12 protein-coding genes are annotated in these 16,890 nt (G+C 71.8%); 6 read left to right on the forward strand and 6 right to left on the reverse strand.

Annotated elements, in window-relative coordinates:
* The first annotated feature begins 53 nt into the window (after positions 1-53).
* From IPQ09_02550 to IPQ09_02570, 5 genes are all read left to right on the forward strand, one after another.
* The gene (locus IPQ09_02550; protein ID MBL0193102.1) at positions 54-3,188 is read left to right on the forward strand and encodes an efflux RND transporter permease subunit; all 3,135 of its coding nucleotides are present in this window, start codon (positions 54-56) and stop codon (positions 3,186-3,188) included.
* Complete coding sequence (locus tag IPQ09_02555; GenBank protein MBL0193103.1) at positions 3,185-4,291, forward strand: efflux RND transporter periplasmic adaptor subunit; 1,107 nt, start codon at positions 3,185-3,187, stop codon at positions 4,289-4,291. The genes IPQ09_02550 and IPQ09_02555 overlap by 4 nt, the downstream gene beginning before the upstream one ends.
* The gene (locus tag IPQ09_02560; protein MBL0193104.1) at positions 4,288-5,562 is read left to right on the forward strand and encodes a TolC family protein; all 1,275 of its coding nucleotides are present in this window, start codon (positions 4,288-4,290) and stop codon (positions 5,560-5,562) included. Before IPQ09_02555 ends, IPQ09_02560 begins: the two co-directional genes overlap by 4 nt.
* A 107-nt stretch (positions 5,563-5,669) precedes the next feature.
* On the forward strand, positions 5,670-6,290 hold the full coding sequence (locus IPQ09_02565; GenBank protein MBL0193105.1) for a hypothetical protein: 621 nt from the start codon (positions 5,670-5,672) through the stop codon (positions 6,288-6,290).
* An 87-nt stretch (positions 6,291-6,377) separates the two neighbouring features.
* Entirely contained in the window at positions 6,378-7,151 is a 774-nt protein-coding gene (locus IPQ09_02570) for an SH3 domain-containing protein (protein ID MBL0193106.1), read from the forward strand.
* Between the two features lie 129 nt (positions 7,152-7,280).
* Here the strand turns inward: IPQ09_02570 and IPQ09_02575 are convergent, their stop codons facing one another.
* From IPQ09_02575 to IPQ09_02595, 5 genes are all read right to left on the reverse strand, one after another.
* Entirely contained in the window at positions 7,281-8,213 is a 933-nt protein-coding gene (locus IPQ09_02575; GenBank protein MBL0193107.1) for a YihY/virulence factor BrkB family protein, read from the reverse strand.
* Positions 8,214-8,233: 20 nt separating this feature from the next.
* A complete protein-coding gene (locus IPQ09_02580) occupies positions 8,234-9,262 on the reverse strand; it encodes a hypothetical protein (protein ID MBL0193108.1) in 1,029 nt (342 codons plus the stop codon).
* A gap of 37 nt (positions 9,263-9,299) precedes the next feature.
* On the reverse strand, positions 9,300-10,571 hold the full coding sequence (locus IPQ09_02585; GenBank protein MBL0193109.1) for a 2-oxo acid dehydrogenase subunit E2: 1,272 nt from the start codon (positions 10,569-10,571) through the stop codon (positions 9,300-9,302).
* A gap of 79 nt (positions 10,572-10,650) precedes the next feature.
* On the reverse strand, positions 10,651-12,060 hold the full coding sequence (locus IPQ09_02590) for a Sun protein (protein ID MBL0193110.1): 1,410 nt from the start codon (positions 12,058-12,060) through the stop codon (positions 10,651-10,653).
* A 10-nt stretch (positions 12,061-12,070) separates the two neighbouring features.
* On the reverse strand, positions 12,071-14,164 hold the full coding sequence (locus IPQ09_02595; protein ID MBL0193111.1) for a hypothetical protein: 2,094 nt from the start codon (positions 14,162-14,164) through the stop codon (positions 12,071-12,073).
* 201 nt (positions 14,165-14,365) lie between these two features.
* On the opposite strand from IPQ09_02595, the gene IPQ09_02600 reads away from it, so the two are divergent.
* Positions 14,366-16,270 carry a hypothetical protein gene (locus IPQ09_02600; protein ID MBL0193112.1) on the forward strand — a complete coding sequence of 635 codons (1,905 nt, stop codon included), beginning with the start codon at positions 14,366-14,368 and terminating at the stop codon, positions 16,268-16,270.
* Between the two features lie 59 nt (positions 16,271-16,329).
* On the opposite strand, the gene IPQ09_02605 is transcribed toward IPQ09_02600, so the two are convergent.
* A complete protein-coding gene (locus tag IPQ09_02605; GenBank protein MBL0193113.1) occupies positions 16,330-16,884 on the reverse strand; it encodes a glutathione peroxidase in 555 nt (184 codons plus the stop codon).
* Positions 16,885-16,890 lie beyond the last annotated feature (6 nt).

The following is a 16,890-nucleotide window of genomic DNA, read 5'->3' on the forward strand; positions in this document are numbered from 1 at the left end:
CACGAGCTCGCCCGCCTCCTCGACCTCGTCCCCAGCTCGTAGTCCCCGCTCCAATGACCAAGATCGCCCTCAAGAACCCGTATCTCGTCGTCGTCGGCTGCCTCGTGCTGATGGTCCTCGGCTATGTCTCGTCGACACGAATCCCCGTAGACCTCCTCCCCACCTTCAAGACGCCGGCCGTCCAGGTGCTCACGCTCTACCCCGGCATGCCTGCGCCAGTCGTCGGCGCGGACATCACGAGCCGCCTCGAGCGTTGGACAGGGCAATCGAACGGCATCGCGCGTCAGGAGTCTCGCTCGCTCACCGGCGTGTCGGTCGTCCGCGACTACTTTCGCGAGGACATCGACCCCAACACGGCGATGAGCCAGGTCTCGTCGCTCGCCGCGAGCGACGTTTACTACCTCCCACCGGGCACCGCGGCGCCGATGGTCATGCCGTTCGACCCGACGGCGCCGCTGCCTCTGGCGCTCCTCTCGGTGTCCAGCTCCACGAAGACCGAAAAAGAGCTCTACGACATCGCTTACTTTCAGCTCCGGAACCTACTCCAAGGGATCCAGGGCGTCGTGGCGCCCGCCGTCTACGGCGGAAAGCTCCGGCGCATCTACGCGTATCTCGATCCCGACAAGCTCGCGGCGCGAGGGCTCGCGCCGATGGACGTCCAGATCGCGCTCCGCGCGCAGAACACGTTCGTCCCCACCGGCAACGTCAAGATCGGCGACCTCGATTACCAGCTCGAATCGAACGCCATCCCCGAGACGGTCGCCGAGCTCAACGCGTTCCCAATCAAGATAGGCAAGGACGGCGCGCCGATGCTGGTCGGGGACGTGGGATCGGTCGAGGACGCCGCGCAAATTCAGTCGAACATCGTCCGGATCGACGGCAAGCGGCAGGTCTACATTCCGATCTACCGTCAACCCGGCGCCAACACAGTCTCGGTCGTCGGCGCAGTAAAAGACGCGCTCGCGACGCTGAAGGCGACCCTCGGCGAGGGGATCGATCTCCGGGTGGTCGTCGATCAGTCGGTGTTCGTGAAGAAGGCGATCGCAGGGCTCGCGACAGAGGGGGCGATTGGCGCGTTGCTCGCGGGCATCATGGTCTACGTCTTCCTCGGAAACGCCCGCGCGAGCGCGGTGACCTTCCTCGCGATCCCGCTCTCCATCACCGCCGCGATCGTCGGCCTCGGCCTGACCCGGCAGTCCATCAACGCCATGACGCTCGGAGGTCTCGCGCTCGCCGTGGGGCGCCTCGTCGACGACGCCATCGTCGTCCTCGAGAACACGATGAGGCACATCCAGGCGGGCGTGCCACCTCGGGAGGCAGCCGCCCGAGGTGCCGCCGAGGTCCGCGCGCCCGTGCTAGTCGCCACGATTTGCACGTGCATCGTCTTCTTGCCTGTCGCGTTCCTCAAGGGAATGGGGTCGTTCCTGTTCGTTCCACTCGCGCTCGCCGTGACGTACGCCATGACGGCGTCCTACGTCGTGGCGATGACGGTCGTGCCGACCTACTCGGCTCGCTTCCTCGCTCGCCCGCACAAAGGCCGCGAGGCCGACGAGCATGGTGGCCCCCTCTATCGCCGGGTCGCGTCGAGCTACCGGCGCGCGCTCGAGAGGGCGTTCCGCGCCAAGTGGCTCGTCGCTCTGGTCGCCGTCGCCTCTCTCGGGGCGGCTGTGCTGTTTGCGCGCGGGCTCGGACAGGAGCTCTTCCCGCGCGCCGACGCGGGTCATATCACCATCTTCGCGCGCGCCCCGTCGGGCACCCGCGTAGAGAAGACCGAGGCCTACATGGCGCAGGTCGAGTCGGTTATCCGAGACACGATCCCGAGGAACGATCTCGCGATGGTCATCACCAACATCGGAGTACTCTTCGACTGGCCCGCTGCGTATACGCCCAACGCCGGTCCGGGAGACGCGTTCATGGAGATCGAGCTCACGGAAGGGCATTCTCGATCCGCGGAGCAATACGCGCGCACCCTACGCGCCGCGTTTCGGCAGCGCGTCCCGGAGATCGAGGTGGCGTTCGACACGGGCGGTCTCGTCACTGCCGCCCTGAACGGTGGCGAGCCGTCGCCCATCCATATTCAGATTCAGGGCGCCAAGGACAAGGACGGGCTCGCGCTCGCGCGAGAAATTCAGCGTCGCGTCGCGCCGGTGCCAGGGGCTGTCGACGTACGCGTCCAGCAGACCGACGATTATCCAATGGTCCGCGTCGACGTCGACCGCGTCGAGGCGGCGAAGCTCGGGCTGACCGTCGACGACGTCGTGAAGAACGTCTCGGCCGCCGTCGTGTCGAGCGTCGGCTTCGAGCCGTCGTTCTGGCTCGATCCTAAAAACGGCAATCATTACTACCTCGGTGTTCAATACCGAGAAGGCGTGGTCGACGACTTCGAGCGCCTCGGCGATCTCACCATCACCCCGCGTAAGGGCGGGCCCCCCGTCTCTCTGCGCACCATCGCGAAGCTCTCGCGGCGCGGCTCGATCGCCGAGGAGCGACACGTGGACATCAAGAAGGTGTTCGACGTGTTCGCGAACGTCGACCGTCGCGATGTCGGGAGTGTGACCACAGACGTCGAGCGTGCCATCGCCGGCGTGAAGCTGCCTGCGGGCGTGAACGTCAAGGTGTCGGGCGAGGTCGCCGAGATGCGGAGCACGTTCAAGCAGCTCGCCGGTGGCATCGGGCTCGCGGTGCTCCTCATCTACCTGGTCCTTGTCGCGCAGTTTCGCTCGTTCCTCGATCCGCTGTCGATCTTGCTCGCGGTGCCGCTGGGAGGGGTCGGCGCGATGGGGCTGCTCTGGGCCACCCGGACGACGCTCAACGTCCAATCGCTCGTGGGCCTGCTCTTCATGGTCGGCATCGCCGTCTCGAACTCCGTGCTGCTCGTCGAGTTCGCGGCGCGCCTTCGCGAGCAGGGCCGCTCACCGGCGGACGCCGCGGCGGAGTCGGCGGCCGTGCGACTACGCCCCATCCTCATGACGTCGCTCGCGGCCGTCCTGGGGCTTGTCCCGATGGCGATCGGCTTCGGTCACGGCGGCGAGGCTAATGTCCCCCTCGCGCGCGCGGTGGTTGGCGGCCTTACTGCCTCGACTCTTCTCACGCTCTTCGTGGTGCCCGTCGCCGATGCATGGCTCCACCGAAACGACGTCCTGAAAGCGCCCGATCTCGAAGGGCCGAACGTGGAGGCCATCCCGTGATGTGCGGAATAGTGAACTTCGTCGTGCTCGGAGCGCTGCTGCTCGGGGGAGTTGGCTGCAACCCGTCGAGGAAGGCTGAGGCGAGCGTCGAGACGAACGAGGCGATGCCCGCGCCGCGGCTCCGCCTCCGCGTGGTCCGCCCCCGGAAGGAGGCCAGCTCCGGCGAGCGCGTCCTCCCAGGCGTCCTCCTCCCGTGGCAGAGAGCGCAGCTCGGGGCTCGTGTTGCCGGCGAGCTGACCCGAATCACGGTGGATCGCGGCGACCACGTCGAGCGGGGGCAGCTGCTCGCCACGATCGGCATCCCGGGCCTGGCAGAGGACGTCGAGCGCGCCCATGCGCACCGGCGTACGGCCCAGGCCGAGCTCTCGTCGCTCGAGGACCAGCGCCAGCGCGTCGCGAAGGCGGTCGACGCGGGTCCAGCGGGCGTCATCGCCGAGGGCGAGATCGCCGCTCTGGACGCGAAGGTCGAGGCCGCGAAGGCGAGGATCGCGAGCGCCGCGGCCGAGCTGGGGCACGGTGGCGCGATGCTCGCGGACACGCGGATCGTCGCTCCCTTCACGGGCACCGTCGCCGCGCGTCGTGTGGACCGCGGGAGCGCGCTCTCCGCCGGCTCGATCATCGTGGAGGTGGTCGACGTCTCGACGCTCCGGATGACCTTCGACGTGCCGGAGCGAGACGCCGCCGCCGTGAAGGTCGGACAGAGGGTGACGGTGATCGTCCCGGCGCTCCGAGACAGGCGAGTGGACGCGAAGATCGCGCGCTTCGCGCCCGCGCTCGACGAGGCGACGCGCACGCTGCGCGTCGAGGCCGACGTCCCGAACGTCGAGGGCGCCATGCTCGCGGGCGTCTCGGCGCGCGCCGCGATCGACCTCGGCTCTCGAGGGGAGGTGCTGGTCCTGCCCGCCGACGCTGTGATTCAGGTTGTCGGTGAAGCCTTCGTCTACGTCATGGATGGCGCGGTCGCACGCAAGAGGAAGGTCGTGATTGGCTACGATCGCGGCCCCTTCGTCGAGATCTCGTCGGGACTGAAGGGCGACGAAGAGATCGTCACGGGCGGGCGCGGGCTCGTGCGTGACGGCGCGGCGTGTGAGGTGGCCCGATGAAGCTGCGCCCTCTCGCGGCGCTGTGGCTCGTCGGGGCGCTGGCGACTGGCGCGGCGCGCGCCGAGACCTTGACGATCGAAGATGCGACACGCCTCGCCCAGGAACGATCGCCTCGGCGCCAGGAGGCACAAGCGCTCGTGGAGGGGGCTCGGGCGGCCGTCTCGGTCGCGCGCAGCGGGTACCTTCCGGACGCGAACCTCGCGGCGGTCGCGACGGCGGGCTTCGGCGGCTCGACCCAGCAGCTCGGGGTGCGCGGAATCATCAACTCGCCCTACACGCAGCACTTCGGAGCGGGCATCGAGGCGGGATGGACCGTCTACGACTTCGGGCGCACGTCCTCTCGCGTCGACGCAGCCCTCGCGAGGGTCGACTCGGCGACGGCATGGAAGGGCCTCACTGGGCGCGCGGCGGCGCTCGACGCCGCTCGGGCGTTCGGTGCTGCCTTGATGGCCGAAGAGGACGCGCGCGCGACGGCCGCAGCCGTCGGGTTTCGCTCCCGGGGCGCCGACGCCTCACGGACGCTCGCCAGGACCGGTCTGCGCCCCGAGATGGACGCCCTGCTCGCTGGCGCCCGCGCAGCGGAAGCCAAGGCGGCGCTGGCGATCGCGGAGGCTGAGGTCGGCGTGGCGCGCGCGACCCTCGGAGCGATGCTCGGTCGCCCTCTCTCCGCGGCGACGACCTTGAGCGCGCCCGAACCTAGGAAGAGTGACGTCGACCACGCGACCGTTTCGGCCGGCGCGGCCCCCCGCGATCCGCTTCATGACGTCGCCGCGGCGGAAGAGGCACGCGCCGCCGCGCTCGACAGGGCGGCCACCGCCGAGCACCTCCCGAGGCTCGTGGTGGCAGGCAGCGCCGGCTACGCCCGGCGCGTCGCGCCAGACGAGCCAGGCTACGTGGCGGCAGGCGCTGGCGTCGTGGTTCCGCTGTTCGCCTTCGTAGGAGAAGCGGCGCGCGCACGGGAGGCGGGGGCGTCCGCCCGGGGCGCCGCGGCGCGCGCTTCTCAGGCCGACGTCGAGCTCGCGATTCTCCTCGCCCGCGAGACCGCGTCGCTCCGCGCGTTCACGGCGGCGCGCGCGGCCGCGGACACGTCGATGGCCGCCGCCAAGACGGCGCTCGACGCCGCGGAGGCGCGCTACGCGGCGGGGCAGATCTCGTTCGCAGAGGCCGACGCGGCGCGTGACGCGTTCGTTCGGACGGAGAGCACCCGACGCCGCCTCGGCATCGAGGCTGCGCTCTCCCTCGCGCGCCTCCGCATCTGGTTGGCGCGATAGACTTGGGCTGACGACCGCCTCGGCGCCGAACCACCGCGCGGCTTCAGCGCGCGGCGAAGCGGCGCAGACGCGCGACGTTCGCTACGCGTGGAGCCCTCGGATTTTTGGTGTTCTACGCACACTCCCCAGACGCGCTACGGCGGACGCTCGCCAGCGCGCGCGCGCTCTGCACGGGGCGATTGTGGGTGGTCGTGGGTGCCGGCGGTCAACGAGACGTCGGCAAGCGTTCGGCGATGGGGCGCGCCGCGGGCTCGCGGACGAGGTCATCTTCACAACGGACAACCCACGCGGCGAGGATTCCGCCGAGATCGCTCGCCACCTCGCCGCGGGTCTGCCCGTTGGGCGGGACTGCCGAATCGAGCTCGCGCGAGCTCGCGCGCTCGCGATCCCGGCGGCCTCGGAGGACGATCTGGTCGCGTCGTGGGGCGCGGGCACGCGGTCGGAGAGGCTGCGGGCGATCCCCGAGGAGGTGCCTCGGACGCCGACCTCACGCGGATCACGCTCCGCGCGCGGCAGACCGCGGCGGCCGCGACTCGCCCTGTAGGGTAGCGGTTGTGCGTCGTGCCGGGACGCGCGAAACGCATCGTGGCCGCCGGGCGTTGGTGCGTCCTCAAGCGCGCCCCAGTCGGGTGTGCCTTCAACCTACATTGGCGTTCGTTATCGCCCATCCACGCCCTTTGTCGCTGATGCGCCCTGACGGATCGTCGATCCTCCCTTTGGGGCGGTAGACGGGAAGACCCTTCGCGCAGTTTGTGCGCGTTTCACGACTGAACGCGCGCGCCGGCGCCTGGCACGCCTCGCGCATGGCGGGGGATATGCCCGCCCCGCAACGCCTCGCCGCGCTCTTCGTCCGTCCCCTCGCAGGCCTCACGGCGGCCCTCGCCGCGACGCTCCTGCTCGCGGGTACGGGATGCAGCGCGGAGGCCGGCGGGGCGGACGAGGAGGTCGCCGACGAGTCGGCCGAGGCGATCACCGGCTCGATCGCGGCCGGCACAGCCCTCATCGTGAACCGCCCATTGAACCTCCGCAGCAGCCCGAACCGCAGCGCCTCGGTGCGCACCGTGATGCCTCAGGGGGCGCGCGTGACGGCGGCCGGCGGGAGCGCGCAGGACGGCTACTACCGCGTGAACTACAACGGCCAAGACGGGTACGCCTTCGGCTCGTACCTCGACCGCTCGGGCAGCGGCGGCACCGGCGGCTCCGCGGGCTCGGGCACCACGCGGACCGTGACCCTGCTCTGGCAGGGCAACTGGGATTTTCTCACGCGCTGCGATCGCTTCTCGGAGGGGCGCGTCGCCTTCGCCTGCTCCGACTTCGCGCGGCCCTCCCGCGACTTCGTCGACAACGGCGACTGGCTCGCGGCGCCGGGCTCGCTGCAGGGCTCCCGCAACGCGCTCTGCGGGCGCCGGGTCGAGGTCTGCAAGAACGGCAGCTGCGTCACGGCGACGATCGTCGAGCGCTCCGTCGAGTCGAGCTCGAGCACGTGGGAGGGCAGCCCGCACCTCATCCGCGCCATGGGCGGCGAGGGAGGCTTCACCAGCTGCACGCACTCGTGGGGCACCGTGAGCGGGGTCTCGCTGCGGTACTAGGGTCCGCGCGGACTCGCCGCCCGCTCCCCGCCGCCCCCGCCCTCCGGCACCATCCGCCCGTCGACCGCGCGCGCGCCCACCTCGTCGCGTGCGCGTGTTTTCGCTTCTCCAATGCGCGGCCGCGGCGCTCTAGCTCCTGGGAGGAGCAGAGCCCGCGCCGCCCTCCGGCACCACCCGGCCGTCGACGAGCGCGCCTCGCGCGCGCAGGTACACGCCCACGGTCGCCGCGCCGAGCAGGAACACCTGCGCCGCGTAGCGGAGCCAGAGGAGCACGAGCAGCGTCTCGCCCAGGCCCACGTCGCCTTTGTGCGCCACGTAGCTCGTGATCGCGTGGGCGCCGAGGAGAAACAAGAGCGCCGACACCGCGGCGCCGACCAGGGTCTCGCGCGGCCGCGCGCGGGTGCGGGGCAGCACCGTGTAGAGCAGGAAGAAGATGAGCGTGGCGCCCGCGAGGGAGAAGCCCCACTCGAGGACCGACGGCAGGCCCGCGAGCCGCGCCCCCACCCGCTCCGCGGCGGCCACGCCCGCGCGAAACCCAACCAGGGCCGCGAGGCTCACGCCGAGCAAGGTCGCCACCACGAACGCGAGGCCGCGCGTGCGGAGCTGCCGGAGGAGCTTGCGCTTACCACCGCCGGCGGCGCCCGGCGCGTCGGCGGCGCCCTCGTCCGCGGGGCCGAGCTCCCACATCGCGTTGAGGCCGCGCTCGAGCGCGGCGAAGAGCCGCGTCGCGGAATAGAGCAGCACGAGCACGCTGAGGACGCCGAGCCCGTGGCCGTCGCGCGCGTGCCCCTCCCACCGCGCGACGACGTGCGCGAGCGCCGGGCCCGTCCACCGCGAGAGCTCGCGCTCGAGCGCCGCGGCGGCCGAGTCTCGGCTCACGAAGAGCGAGGCCACCCACAGCGCGAGGTACGCGAGCGGCACCGCCGACAGCAAGGCGTAGAACGCGATCGCCGCGGAGAGGAAGCGCCCGTCGCGAGAGAGAAACACGCGGAGGGCGGCGCGCAGCGGCGTGACCGCGGCGGGCGGACGGAGCGCTTGGAGCCGGTCTCGCATGTCTCGCATGCCGGAGCGCGCCTCGCCGCTCAGGTCGTGGCGGTCGTGGCGTGGGCCTGGGGCACCACGAGGCGTAGGGCGCGGGGCTCGACGACGACGCGTGCGCGCGGCGACGGATCGGCCTCCTCGCCGTCGATCTGAGCGAGCGGGAGCACCGCGCCCGAGAACGCGAGCTCGATCGTGCTCCCACGGAGCACGTCGGACTTCACCCAGCCGCCGGGGTCGCGGAGCGCCTCGGGGAGCGGGTTGCCGTCGTGATCGACGATCGCCTTGGCGACCCAGTCGGCCTGGTTGCGGAACGGCATGAGCTCCACGACGCCGTCGTCGGGGCGGCTCGCGCGGTCGAGCACCCAGGCGCCGGCGTAGATGCGTGTATTCTTCACGACGAGATCGGTGAGCCCTTCGTGGCGGTGGGTGACGCCGTCCACCGTGAGGGTCACGTCGAAGGTCTGATCGCGCACGAACGAGTCCATGAACACGCGCGCCATCGCGCCCGCGTACACCATGTGATCGCGGTAGAGGTGCTTCAGCGGGCCGAGCTGCTCGAGCACGCCGCGATCGAGGTTGCGCTCGAGCAAGACGCGCGCGGAGAACCCCCACCCGATCGAGTCGAAGAGCACGGCGCGGCCGGTCTCGGCGCCGTCGAGGTGGAGGTAGGTCACGTGGACCGCGTCGAGGCGCGCCTCGTGGCCGGCGGCCACCACGTCGACGTTGGCCTCGAGCGCCGACTCGCCGGCCGAGAGGCCGAAGCTCTTGCCCTGGTCGTTGGCGGTGCCGGTGGGGAGCATGCCCATCGCCACGCGCTCCTTCACACCGGACGCGAGCAAGGCCGCGCCGACCTCGCGGAAGGTGCCGTCGCCGCCCATCGCGACGACGAGGTCCGGCGGGCTCGCCGCGAGCGCGGCCTGGAGCGCGGGGACGGTGCGCCCACCGGGCAGCGTGGCGAACACCTCGCAGGCGAGGCCCCGCTGCCGGAGGAGCGCCGTGGCGCGGTCGATGCGCTGGGCGTTCGCGCCGCTCTGCGCCGTAGGGTTCCCGACCAGGACGACTCGCTTCATGAGCACTCCCCCCGCGCGTCTTCGGCGTTGGACCGAGTTAGACCTCGAACTCGCCCTTCTCCAGCAGCTCGGTGACGCGCCAGAGGAAGGAGTTCGCGGCGACGCCGTCGACGATGCGGTGATCGTAGCTGAGCGCCATCAGCATGACGGGGTGGACGACCATGTGGTCGTCGCCGTCGGGGCCGTCGACCACGACGACCCGCTTCTGGATCTCGCCCATGCGGAGGATCCCGACGTTCGGCTGGCTGATGATGGCGCCGCCGAAGAGGTTCCCCTTCATGCCCGGATTCGTTATGGAAAACGTCGCCCCGGAGAGGTCGTCGGCGGTGATCTTTCCGTTGCGCGCGCGCTTGGCCAGCTCGTCGACGGCGCGGACGATGCCGCGCACGCCGAGCTCGTCGGCCCGGCGGACGACGGGGACGACAAGGCCATCCGGCGAGTCGACCGCGACGCCGAGGTTGACGTCCTTGTAGACCACGTAGGCGTCGTCGAGGACGCGCGCGTTCAGGCCGGGGTTCTCGCGCAGGGCGCGCGCCGTCGCCGCGATCGCGAAGGCGAGCATCGTGAGCGACGCGCCTTCCTTCTTGTAGGCGGCCTTGTGCGCCTCCCGGAGGCGCGAGGTCTTGTGGAGATCGATCTCGGCCACCGTGACGACGTGCGGCGAGGTGACCTTCGAGTAGGTCATGTGGTCGGCCGTGATGCGCCGACGCCGCGTGAACGGGATCACCGTGTCGCCTTCAGCCTTGCGGTAGGGCGGCACCTTGAACGACGCGTACCCGACGCCGGGGATCGGCGGGACGAAGCCGCCGCCTTGGTTGACGAGCTGCGCGATCTGCTGGGCTCGCGGACCGGGCGCGACAGGGGCGGCGGGCGCGGCAGGCGCGGCAGGCGCGGCGGCGCGGAGCACGTCACCGCGGGAGATGCGACCTCGCTCGTCGCCCTGCACCGACGCGAGATCCACGGCGTTCTGGAGCGCGGCTTGGCGCCCACTCGGCGTCGCGAGCGGAGCGGCCTGCGCGGGCGCGGGCGCGGGCTCCGCCGCGGGCGCGGGCGCGGGCGCGGAGGCGGTAGCGCCCTCTTCGATGCGGCAGACGACGACCTTCAGCACCGGCACGACGTCCCCCTCGGCGACGAGCAGCGCGACGAGGCGCCCTCCGGCCGGAGCGGGGATCTCCTGGTCGGCCTTGTCGGTCGCGACCTCGAAGATCGGCTGGCCTTTCGCGACCACCTCGCCCTCGCGAACGAGCCACTTGGTGATGGTGCCCTCGGCGACGCTCTCCCCTAGCTGCGGGACGGTGACATCGATGATCATCCGGGTATTCCTCGACTTTCGGTAGACCGGATTTCCTTCTATCGGCACGCGGCGCGAAACACAACGTGGGACGGCGCTACGCCGGGCGCCGCAGGCTCGCCACGAAGTAGCCGTCCGTCCCGTGGACGTGGGGCAGGAGTCGAACCGACGAGACTCCCGGCTCGAAGACCCCGCCGGAGAAGGGCGCACGCTCGAGCCACGCGGACTGGCCGGCGAGCACTCCCTCGACCACGTCCTCGGCCTCTTCCTGCAGGACGCTGCACACCGAGTAGACGAGGCGGCCCCCGGGCGCGAGCAGCCGGGCGGTGCGCGCGAGGATGCTCGCCTGGAGGCGGGCGAGATCACTGAGCGCCTCGGGCGTTCGCCGCGCCCACAGATCGGGGCGGCGGCGGAGGGTGCCGACGCCGGTGCACGGGGCGTCCACGAGGATGGCGTCGTACGGCCCCGTCGCGTCGCCCGCGCCGAGCGACCAGTCGACCGCGAACGTGTCCCGGAGCCGCAGCTCTTGGGCGTCCAGCTCGGCGCGGAGGCGCGCCAGCTTCGAGGGGTGGACGTCGGCCGCGTCGCAGCCGCCTTCGCCCCGTGCGCCGAGCGCCATCGCCAGCACCGCGGTCTTGTTTCCGCGCCCCGCGCACGCGTCCAGGACCCGCTCGCCAGGCACGACACCGAGGGAGAGCGCGATGGCCTGGGAGCCCTCCTCCTGAATGGCCACTCGCTCGGCCGACGACGCGAGCTCGGCGAGGAGCGCGCGCGGATCGCCCGCCCCTGCGACGAGCACGGCGAGCGGCGAGATCGTCCCCTCGGTGACCACCGCGCCCGGCGCGAGCTCGCGGATCCGCGCGGCCACGCGCGGCCGGCGATCGGGGCTCGCGACGCGCAGACACACGGGCGCGCCTGCGGTGGCCGAGACGAGGAACGCGTGGGCGGACTCGGCGCCGAGCGCGCGGTCGAGCGCGGCCCGGAGCCACTCGGGCGCCGACGCGACCTGCGCCTCGACGCGCTGCTCCACGGTCGTCTTGGCGGCGCGCTCGGAGAGCCGCCGCAGCACCGCGTTCGCGAAGCTCGCCACGCGCTCGCCGCGCGCTCGCCGCACGAGGGACACGGCCTCGCTGACCGCCGCGAACGCCGGCACGCGGTCGAGCCCGAAGAGCTGGAAGCCACACACGAGCAGGTGGGCGTGGGTCTCGGGATCGAGGTTGAGCTTCCCGCGGGAGGACCCTCGCGCGAGCTCGGCGTCGAGGAACGCCCGCATGCGGAGCGCACCGTACACGAGCTCGGTGGCGAGGGCGCGATCGCGGGCGTCGAGCTGCGCGGCGCGACCGAGCTCGGTGTCGAGCACGGCCGCGGCGTACGCGCCGTCGCGGAGCGTTCGGGCCAGCACCTTCCCCGCGACGAGGCGCGCGGTGGGCACGGTGGAGGCGCGAGCGCGAGGCAGGGCGCCAGGCGGGGATTGCGCGCCGCCGGACGTCATGTCGGGGTTCCCCACGCGCGGGTCCTCACTCGGACCGGACGCGGATCTGCGGGGGCGCAGTGAAGGTGGGGTTCGTCATGCTGTACGGCTGCACGCGCACCACGGCTTTCTCGCACACCGCAAGCACGAGCCCGCCGCCGTTGGCCTTCGTGAGGCCAGGGCAATACGGCGCACCGCCGCGATCGGGATCGGGAGCGCTGAACGAGCCGGCGCCATCGGTCCCTTCCGCGATGGCGCCCACGCAGCCCTCGCGCTCCGCGGTGGTCACCGGCACCGTGCCGCGCTTGTAGAAAGAGATGAACGCGTCGTCGGTCCGGGGATTGGGCAGCGGCGGCAGCACGCTCGAGCACACGCCCCACGCGGCCAACGTCACCGGCTGGTTCGTGCTGTTCTGGACGACCCAATACCGGACCGGGAGCACGTTCGCGCTGAGGATGCCCGGGCACCCGCCCGAGAACTCGAAGCCGGTCTCGGTGGGCGCCGTGGCGAAGGCAGTCTGGAGCGTGGTGGTGTTCCCGACGGGGCCCAGCTGGATATTCACGCCGGTGGTGTCGCAGCCGACCGTGAACGTGGCGGCCGCCGACGTGCCGCCGCCGGGCGCCGGGCTCATGACGGTGATGAGCACCGAGCCAGGGTTGGCGAGGAAGCTCGACGCCAGGGTCGTCGTGAGCTGGGTCGCGTTCGTGTAGCTGGTGGCCTGCGGCACGCCGTTCACCCGGACGACGCTCGCGGGCACGAAGCCCGTGCCGAGCACGCTGAGGGGACGGTCGGGCGACCCGACGGTGGCGTTGTTGGGCGAGAGGCTCGTGATCACGGGAGCGGGGTTCTGCACCGAAACGCTCACCGCCGACGACGTGCCCCCTCCTGGGGTGGGGTTCACGACCCGGATGGCCACGGCGCCTGCGGACACGAGCGACGCCGCCGGGATGGTCGCGCGCAGGGTCGTCGCGTTGACGAACGTGGTCGCAGCGGCCACGCCGTCGAGGGTGATTTGCGACGAAGCGTAGTAGTGCGTGCCGGTCGCGGTGATCTGGGTGGCGCCCGAGCCGGCCTGAATGGCCGAGGGTGACACGGAGGCGAGCGTGGGCGCCGCGTACTGCACGCGGAACACTGTGGGCGCCGAGAGGCCGCCGCCCGGCGGGGGGTTGCTGACGGCGACCGGGAAGTCGCCGACCGCGGCGAGCGACCCCGCGGGGATGGTGGCGGTGAGGCGCACCGCGCTGACGAAGGCGCTCGTGATCGGCGCGCCGTTGAAGAGCACCGAGGTCGTGGGCAGGAAGCCGGCGCCGTCCAGGGTGATCGCGAGGGCGGGCCCGCCGACGTCCGCCGCGGCGGGAGTGAGCCGCGTCAGGGTGACGTTCGGGTTCGTCACGGTGAACACGATCGGCGACGACGCCCCGCCGCCGGGCGCGGGGTTCGTGACCTTGACCGGGAAGCTGCCGGAGGTGACGAGCATCGTCGCGGGGACGGTGGCCGACAGCTCCGTGGCGCTCTTGAAGGTGGTGGTGAGGTCGGTGGTGCCCATGGCCACCTTCGCCCCCGCCACGAAGCCCCCGCCGGTGAGGGTGACCGTAGTGGTCGGGGAGCCGGCGACCACGGAGAGCGGCGAGAGCTGCGTGAGATCGGGCGTGGGGTTCTGCACCTCGAACGTCAGCTCTTTGCTCGCGCCGCCGCCAGGAGGCGCGGTGCCAACGGAGATGCGCAGGGTGCCGACCGCGGTGAGCTTGTTCGAGGGGATGGCGGCCCGGAGCTCGGTGGCGCTCACGAAGGTGGTCGCGAGCTCGGCGCCGTCGAGCTGGATGACCGACCGCGCGACGAAGTTGTTGCCCGTCACGACGATGTCGGGGCCCACGGCACCGACGACGGCTCGGTCGGGAGTGACCGCCGTCGCGACGGGGACCTTGGCCACGTTCGGATCGACGGGCGGAGTGGTGCCCGTGCCCGTCCCGGTCGGTCGGGGAGGCGTAGTGGGCGGCACCGAGGGCTCGGGCGGGGCCGCGTCGACCTCTACGCCGGGCACGTCGCTCCCACACGCGCCGACGGCGGAGCCTGCGAGGGCTACCGCCACGAGCGAGAGAACGAGCAGAAATCGGCCAAAAGTCGTGCGCCTGGTGTTCATCGGGGGCTCCAAGCGCACGCTATGCCACACTTCACGACCCGTTGCCATCGAGGGCGGCGCCCCCTCGCCGGCATTCCTCGCTTCCAGGGCGAGCGCGATACCGTAGTGTAGGAGGTCGCGGCCGCTCGGGCCGCTCCGTTCATGCGCCGTCCAATCGCTCGTCCACCACAGCCGTCACACGCCAACGCGTCGGGATTCGACATGAGAACGCCACGCTCGCTCACCTCGCTCACCTCGCTCGCCTCGCTCGCCTCGCTCGCCTTGTTCGCCCTCGCCGCCCCGCGTGTTGCCCACGCGCAGACGCTCATCTCCGAGTCGTGGGAGTCGAACACCACGGCGGCCTGGGTCGCCTCCTCCGCGGTCAACCTCTACAACGAGGCCGGCGGCCCCACCACGCTCCGGAGCTCGGTCGACGACGGCCCCACGGAGGCGTGCGCCGGGTTTTACGCTCGCGAGACGGTGGGCCTCTCGGGCGGCCGCGTCTTCACGAAGCCCCCCGTGACGGTGAAGCCCGACACCGACTACTGCCTCATGGCGTTCGTGCGCGCCAACGCGAACGGAGCGCCCTACGTGGGCATCAACTTCAGCGCGAACAACCCCTTCGGCGGCGGAGCGTCGACCGCGGGGGAGTGCTGGCTCCTTGGGCAAGCGGGATTCAACAACGCCGCGACGGTCGGCTCGTTCTGCCCGCCCGGCGCGGCCACCATCGGCGCCAACCCGGAGAACGGCGCAATCGCCCCCGGCAGCACGACGTGGACCTGGGCGCGCCGCAATTTCCACACCCCCGCCGCGGGCCTCCCGGGCACGTTCGCGTACGTCAAGTTCGAGCATTTCTGCGGCTCGAGCGACTGCGTCGGCACGATCCCGCCCCTGGTGGGCCCCGACTTCGACGACCTTCGGCTGATCGAGGGCACCTGCCCGGCCGCGCCGCCCGTCGACGTCGCCCCCCACACCGTGTGCTCCGGCGTGACGCCGGTGTGCACCGTCGGGACGGCCACCACCCAGGCCGAATGCCGAGACTGCAACGGCGACTTCGGCTCCGGCGCGGCGCGCGCCTGCCCTAGCGCCGCCGCGAGCCGCTGCGTGACCGCGGGCCCGGAGACGGGGGCGTGCAAGGCCCCGTGCTCGGGCGACTTCGGCACGCTGGGCGCGGCGCCCTGCGCAGCGAACGCGCCGTTCTGCAGGCCGCCAGGCGATCCCGCGGCGACGTGCGCCGTGTGCAACGGCGACGCCGGCAGCGGCGCCACCGAGGCGTGCCCCACGGGCAGCCCGACCTGCTTCACCGCGGGACCCAACGCGGGAGGGTGCGGCAAGTGCACCTCCAACGCCGACTGCGCCCCCGGGAAGCCCCGCTGCGATATCCCGACCGGCGCGTGCTCGAACACCTGCGGCTCCGACCCCGATTGCGGCGGCCCGAAGAGCGGCAAGGTGTGCGAGGCGGGCCTGTGCGCGGACGGCTGCCGCGCCCGCGAGGGAAACGCCTGCCCGGACGGGAAGAAGTGCACCTCGAACGGCGCCGAGGCCGGTCGATGCGTCGACGACATCAAGGACAGCGACGGGGACGGCCTCTCGGACGAAGTAGAGGCGAAGCTCGGCACGAACCCCAACAGGGCCGACTCCGACGACGACCTCCTGGGCGACCTGGCCGAGGTCGGGCCCGATCGGAACAAGGCGATCGACTCCGACCGCGACGGAGTCATCGACGCGCTCGACAACGACGACGACAACGACGGCCTCGCTACGCGTGACGAGATCACCTTGGCGCGCGGGGCGAACCTCTCAATCGACGTGGATCTCGACGGCACCCCGAACTGGCTCGACCCCGACTCCGACAACGACGGCGTCCCCGACGCGACCGACGGCACCGCCGACCAGAACCTGAACGGCAAGCCCGACTTCCTCGACGCGACGTGGCCCGCGGGCGGCGTGCCCGCGCCCGCGTCGTCCCTCCCCGCCAACCTGAACCCGAACTTGGATGGCAAGCTCGAGGGAGGCGGGTGCGTCGTGGCCCCCTCGTCGGCGTCCAACGGCGCGACCGCCGCGCTCGGCATGGTCGTGGGCTTCGCGGCCCTCGGCGCGGCCCGTAGGCGGCGCTCGCGGCGCTAGCCGACGAAGGCCCAGGCTGCGGTCGCGCCCTCCCGCGACCGCGCCCGCGTTTCCTCAAGCTAGAGAGCGGCCTCGATCGCGGCGACGACCTCGGGCGCGGCCGGCGGCGTCTTCGGCGAGAACCGCTTCAGGACCCCGCCGTCGCGGCCCACCAAGAACTTCTCGAAATTCCAGCCGATGTCGGCGCCACCACCCGCGCTGCTGCCTACCAGGAACTGGTAGAGCGGGCTGCGCGACGCGCCGTTGACGTCCTGCTTCGCGAGCAACGGGAAGTCCACGCCGTAGGTGGCGCTACAGAACGACGCGATCTCGGCCTCGCTGCCCGGCTCCTGGCCAAGGAACTGGTTGCACGGCGCGCCGACCACGAGAAACCCACGCTCGCGATACTTGGCGTAGAGCTCGACGAGCCCCTCGTATTGCGGCGTGAGCCCGCAGCGGCTGGCCACGTTCACGAAGAGCACCACCTTGCCCGCGAGCTCGTCGGCGGGGAGCGGAGACCCGTCGAGGCGCGTGAACGGAATCCCCGCGAGCGCCTCCGGCCCTCCCTCCGGCGCCTTCCCGTACACGGCGCGGTTCACGGCGGACGACGCGGCTTCAACGACCTTCTTCAACATGTTCTC

The organism is Myxococcales bacterium (assembly GCA_016720545.1).
Taxonomy (GTDB): Bacteria; Myxococcota_A; Polyangia; order Polyangiales; family Polyangiaceae; genus JAAFHV01.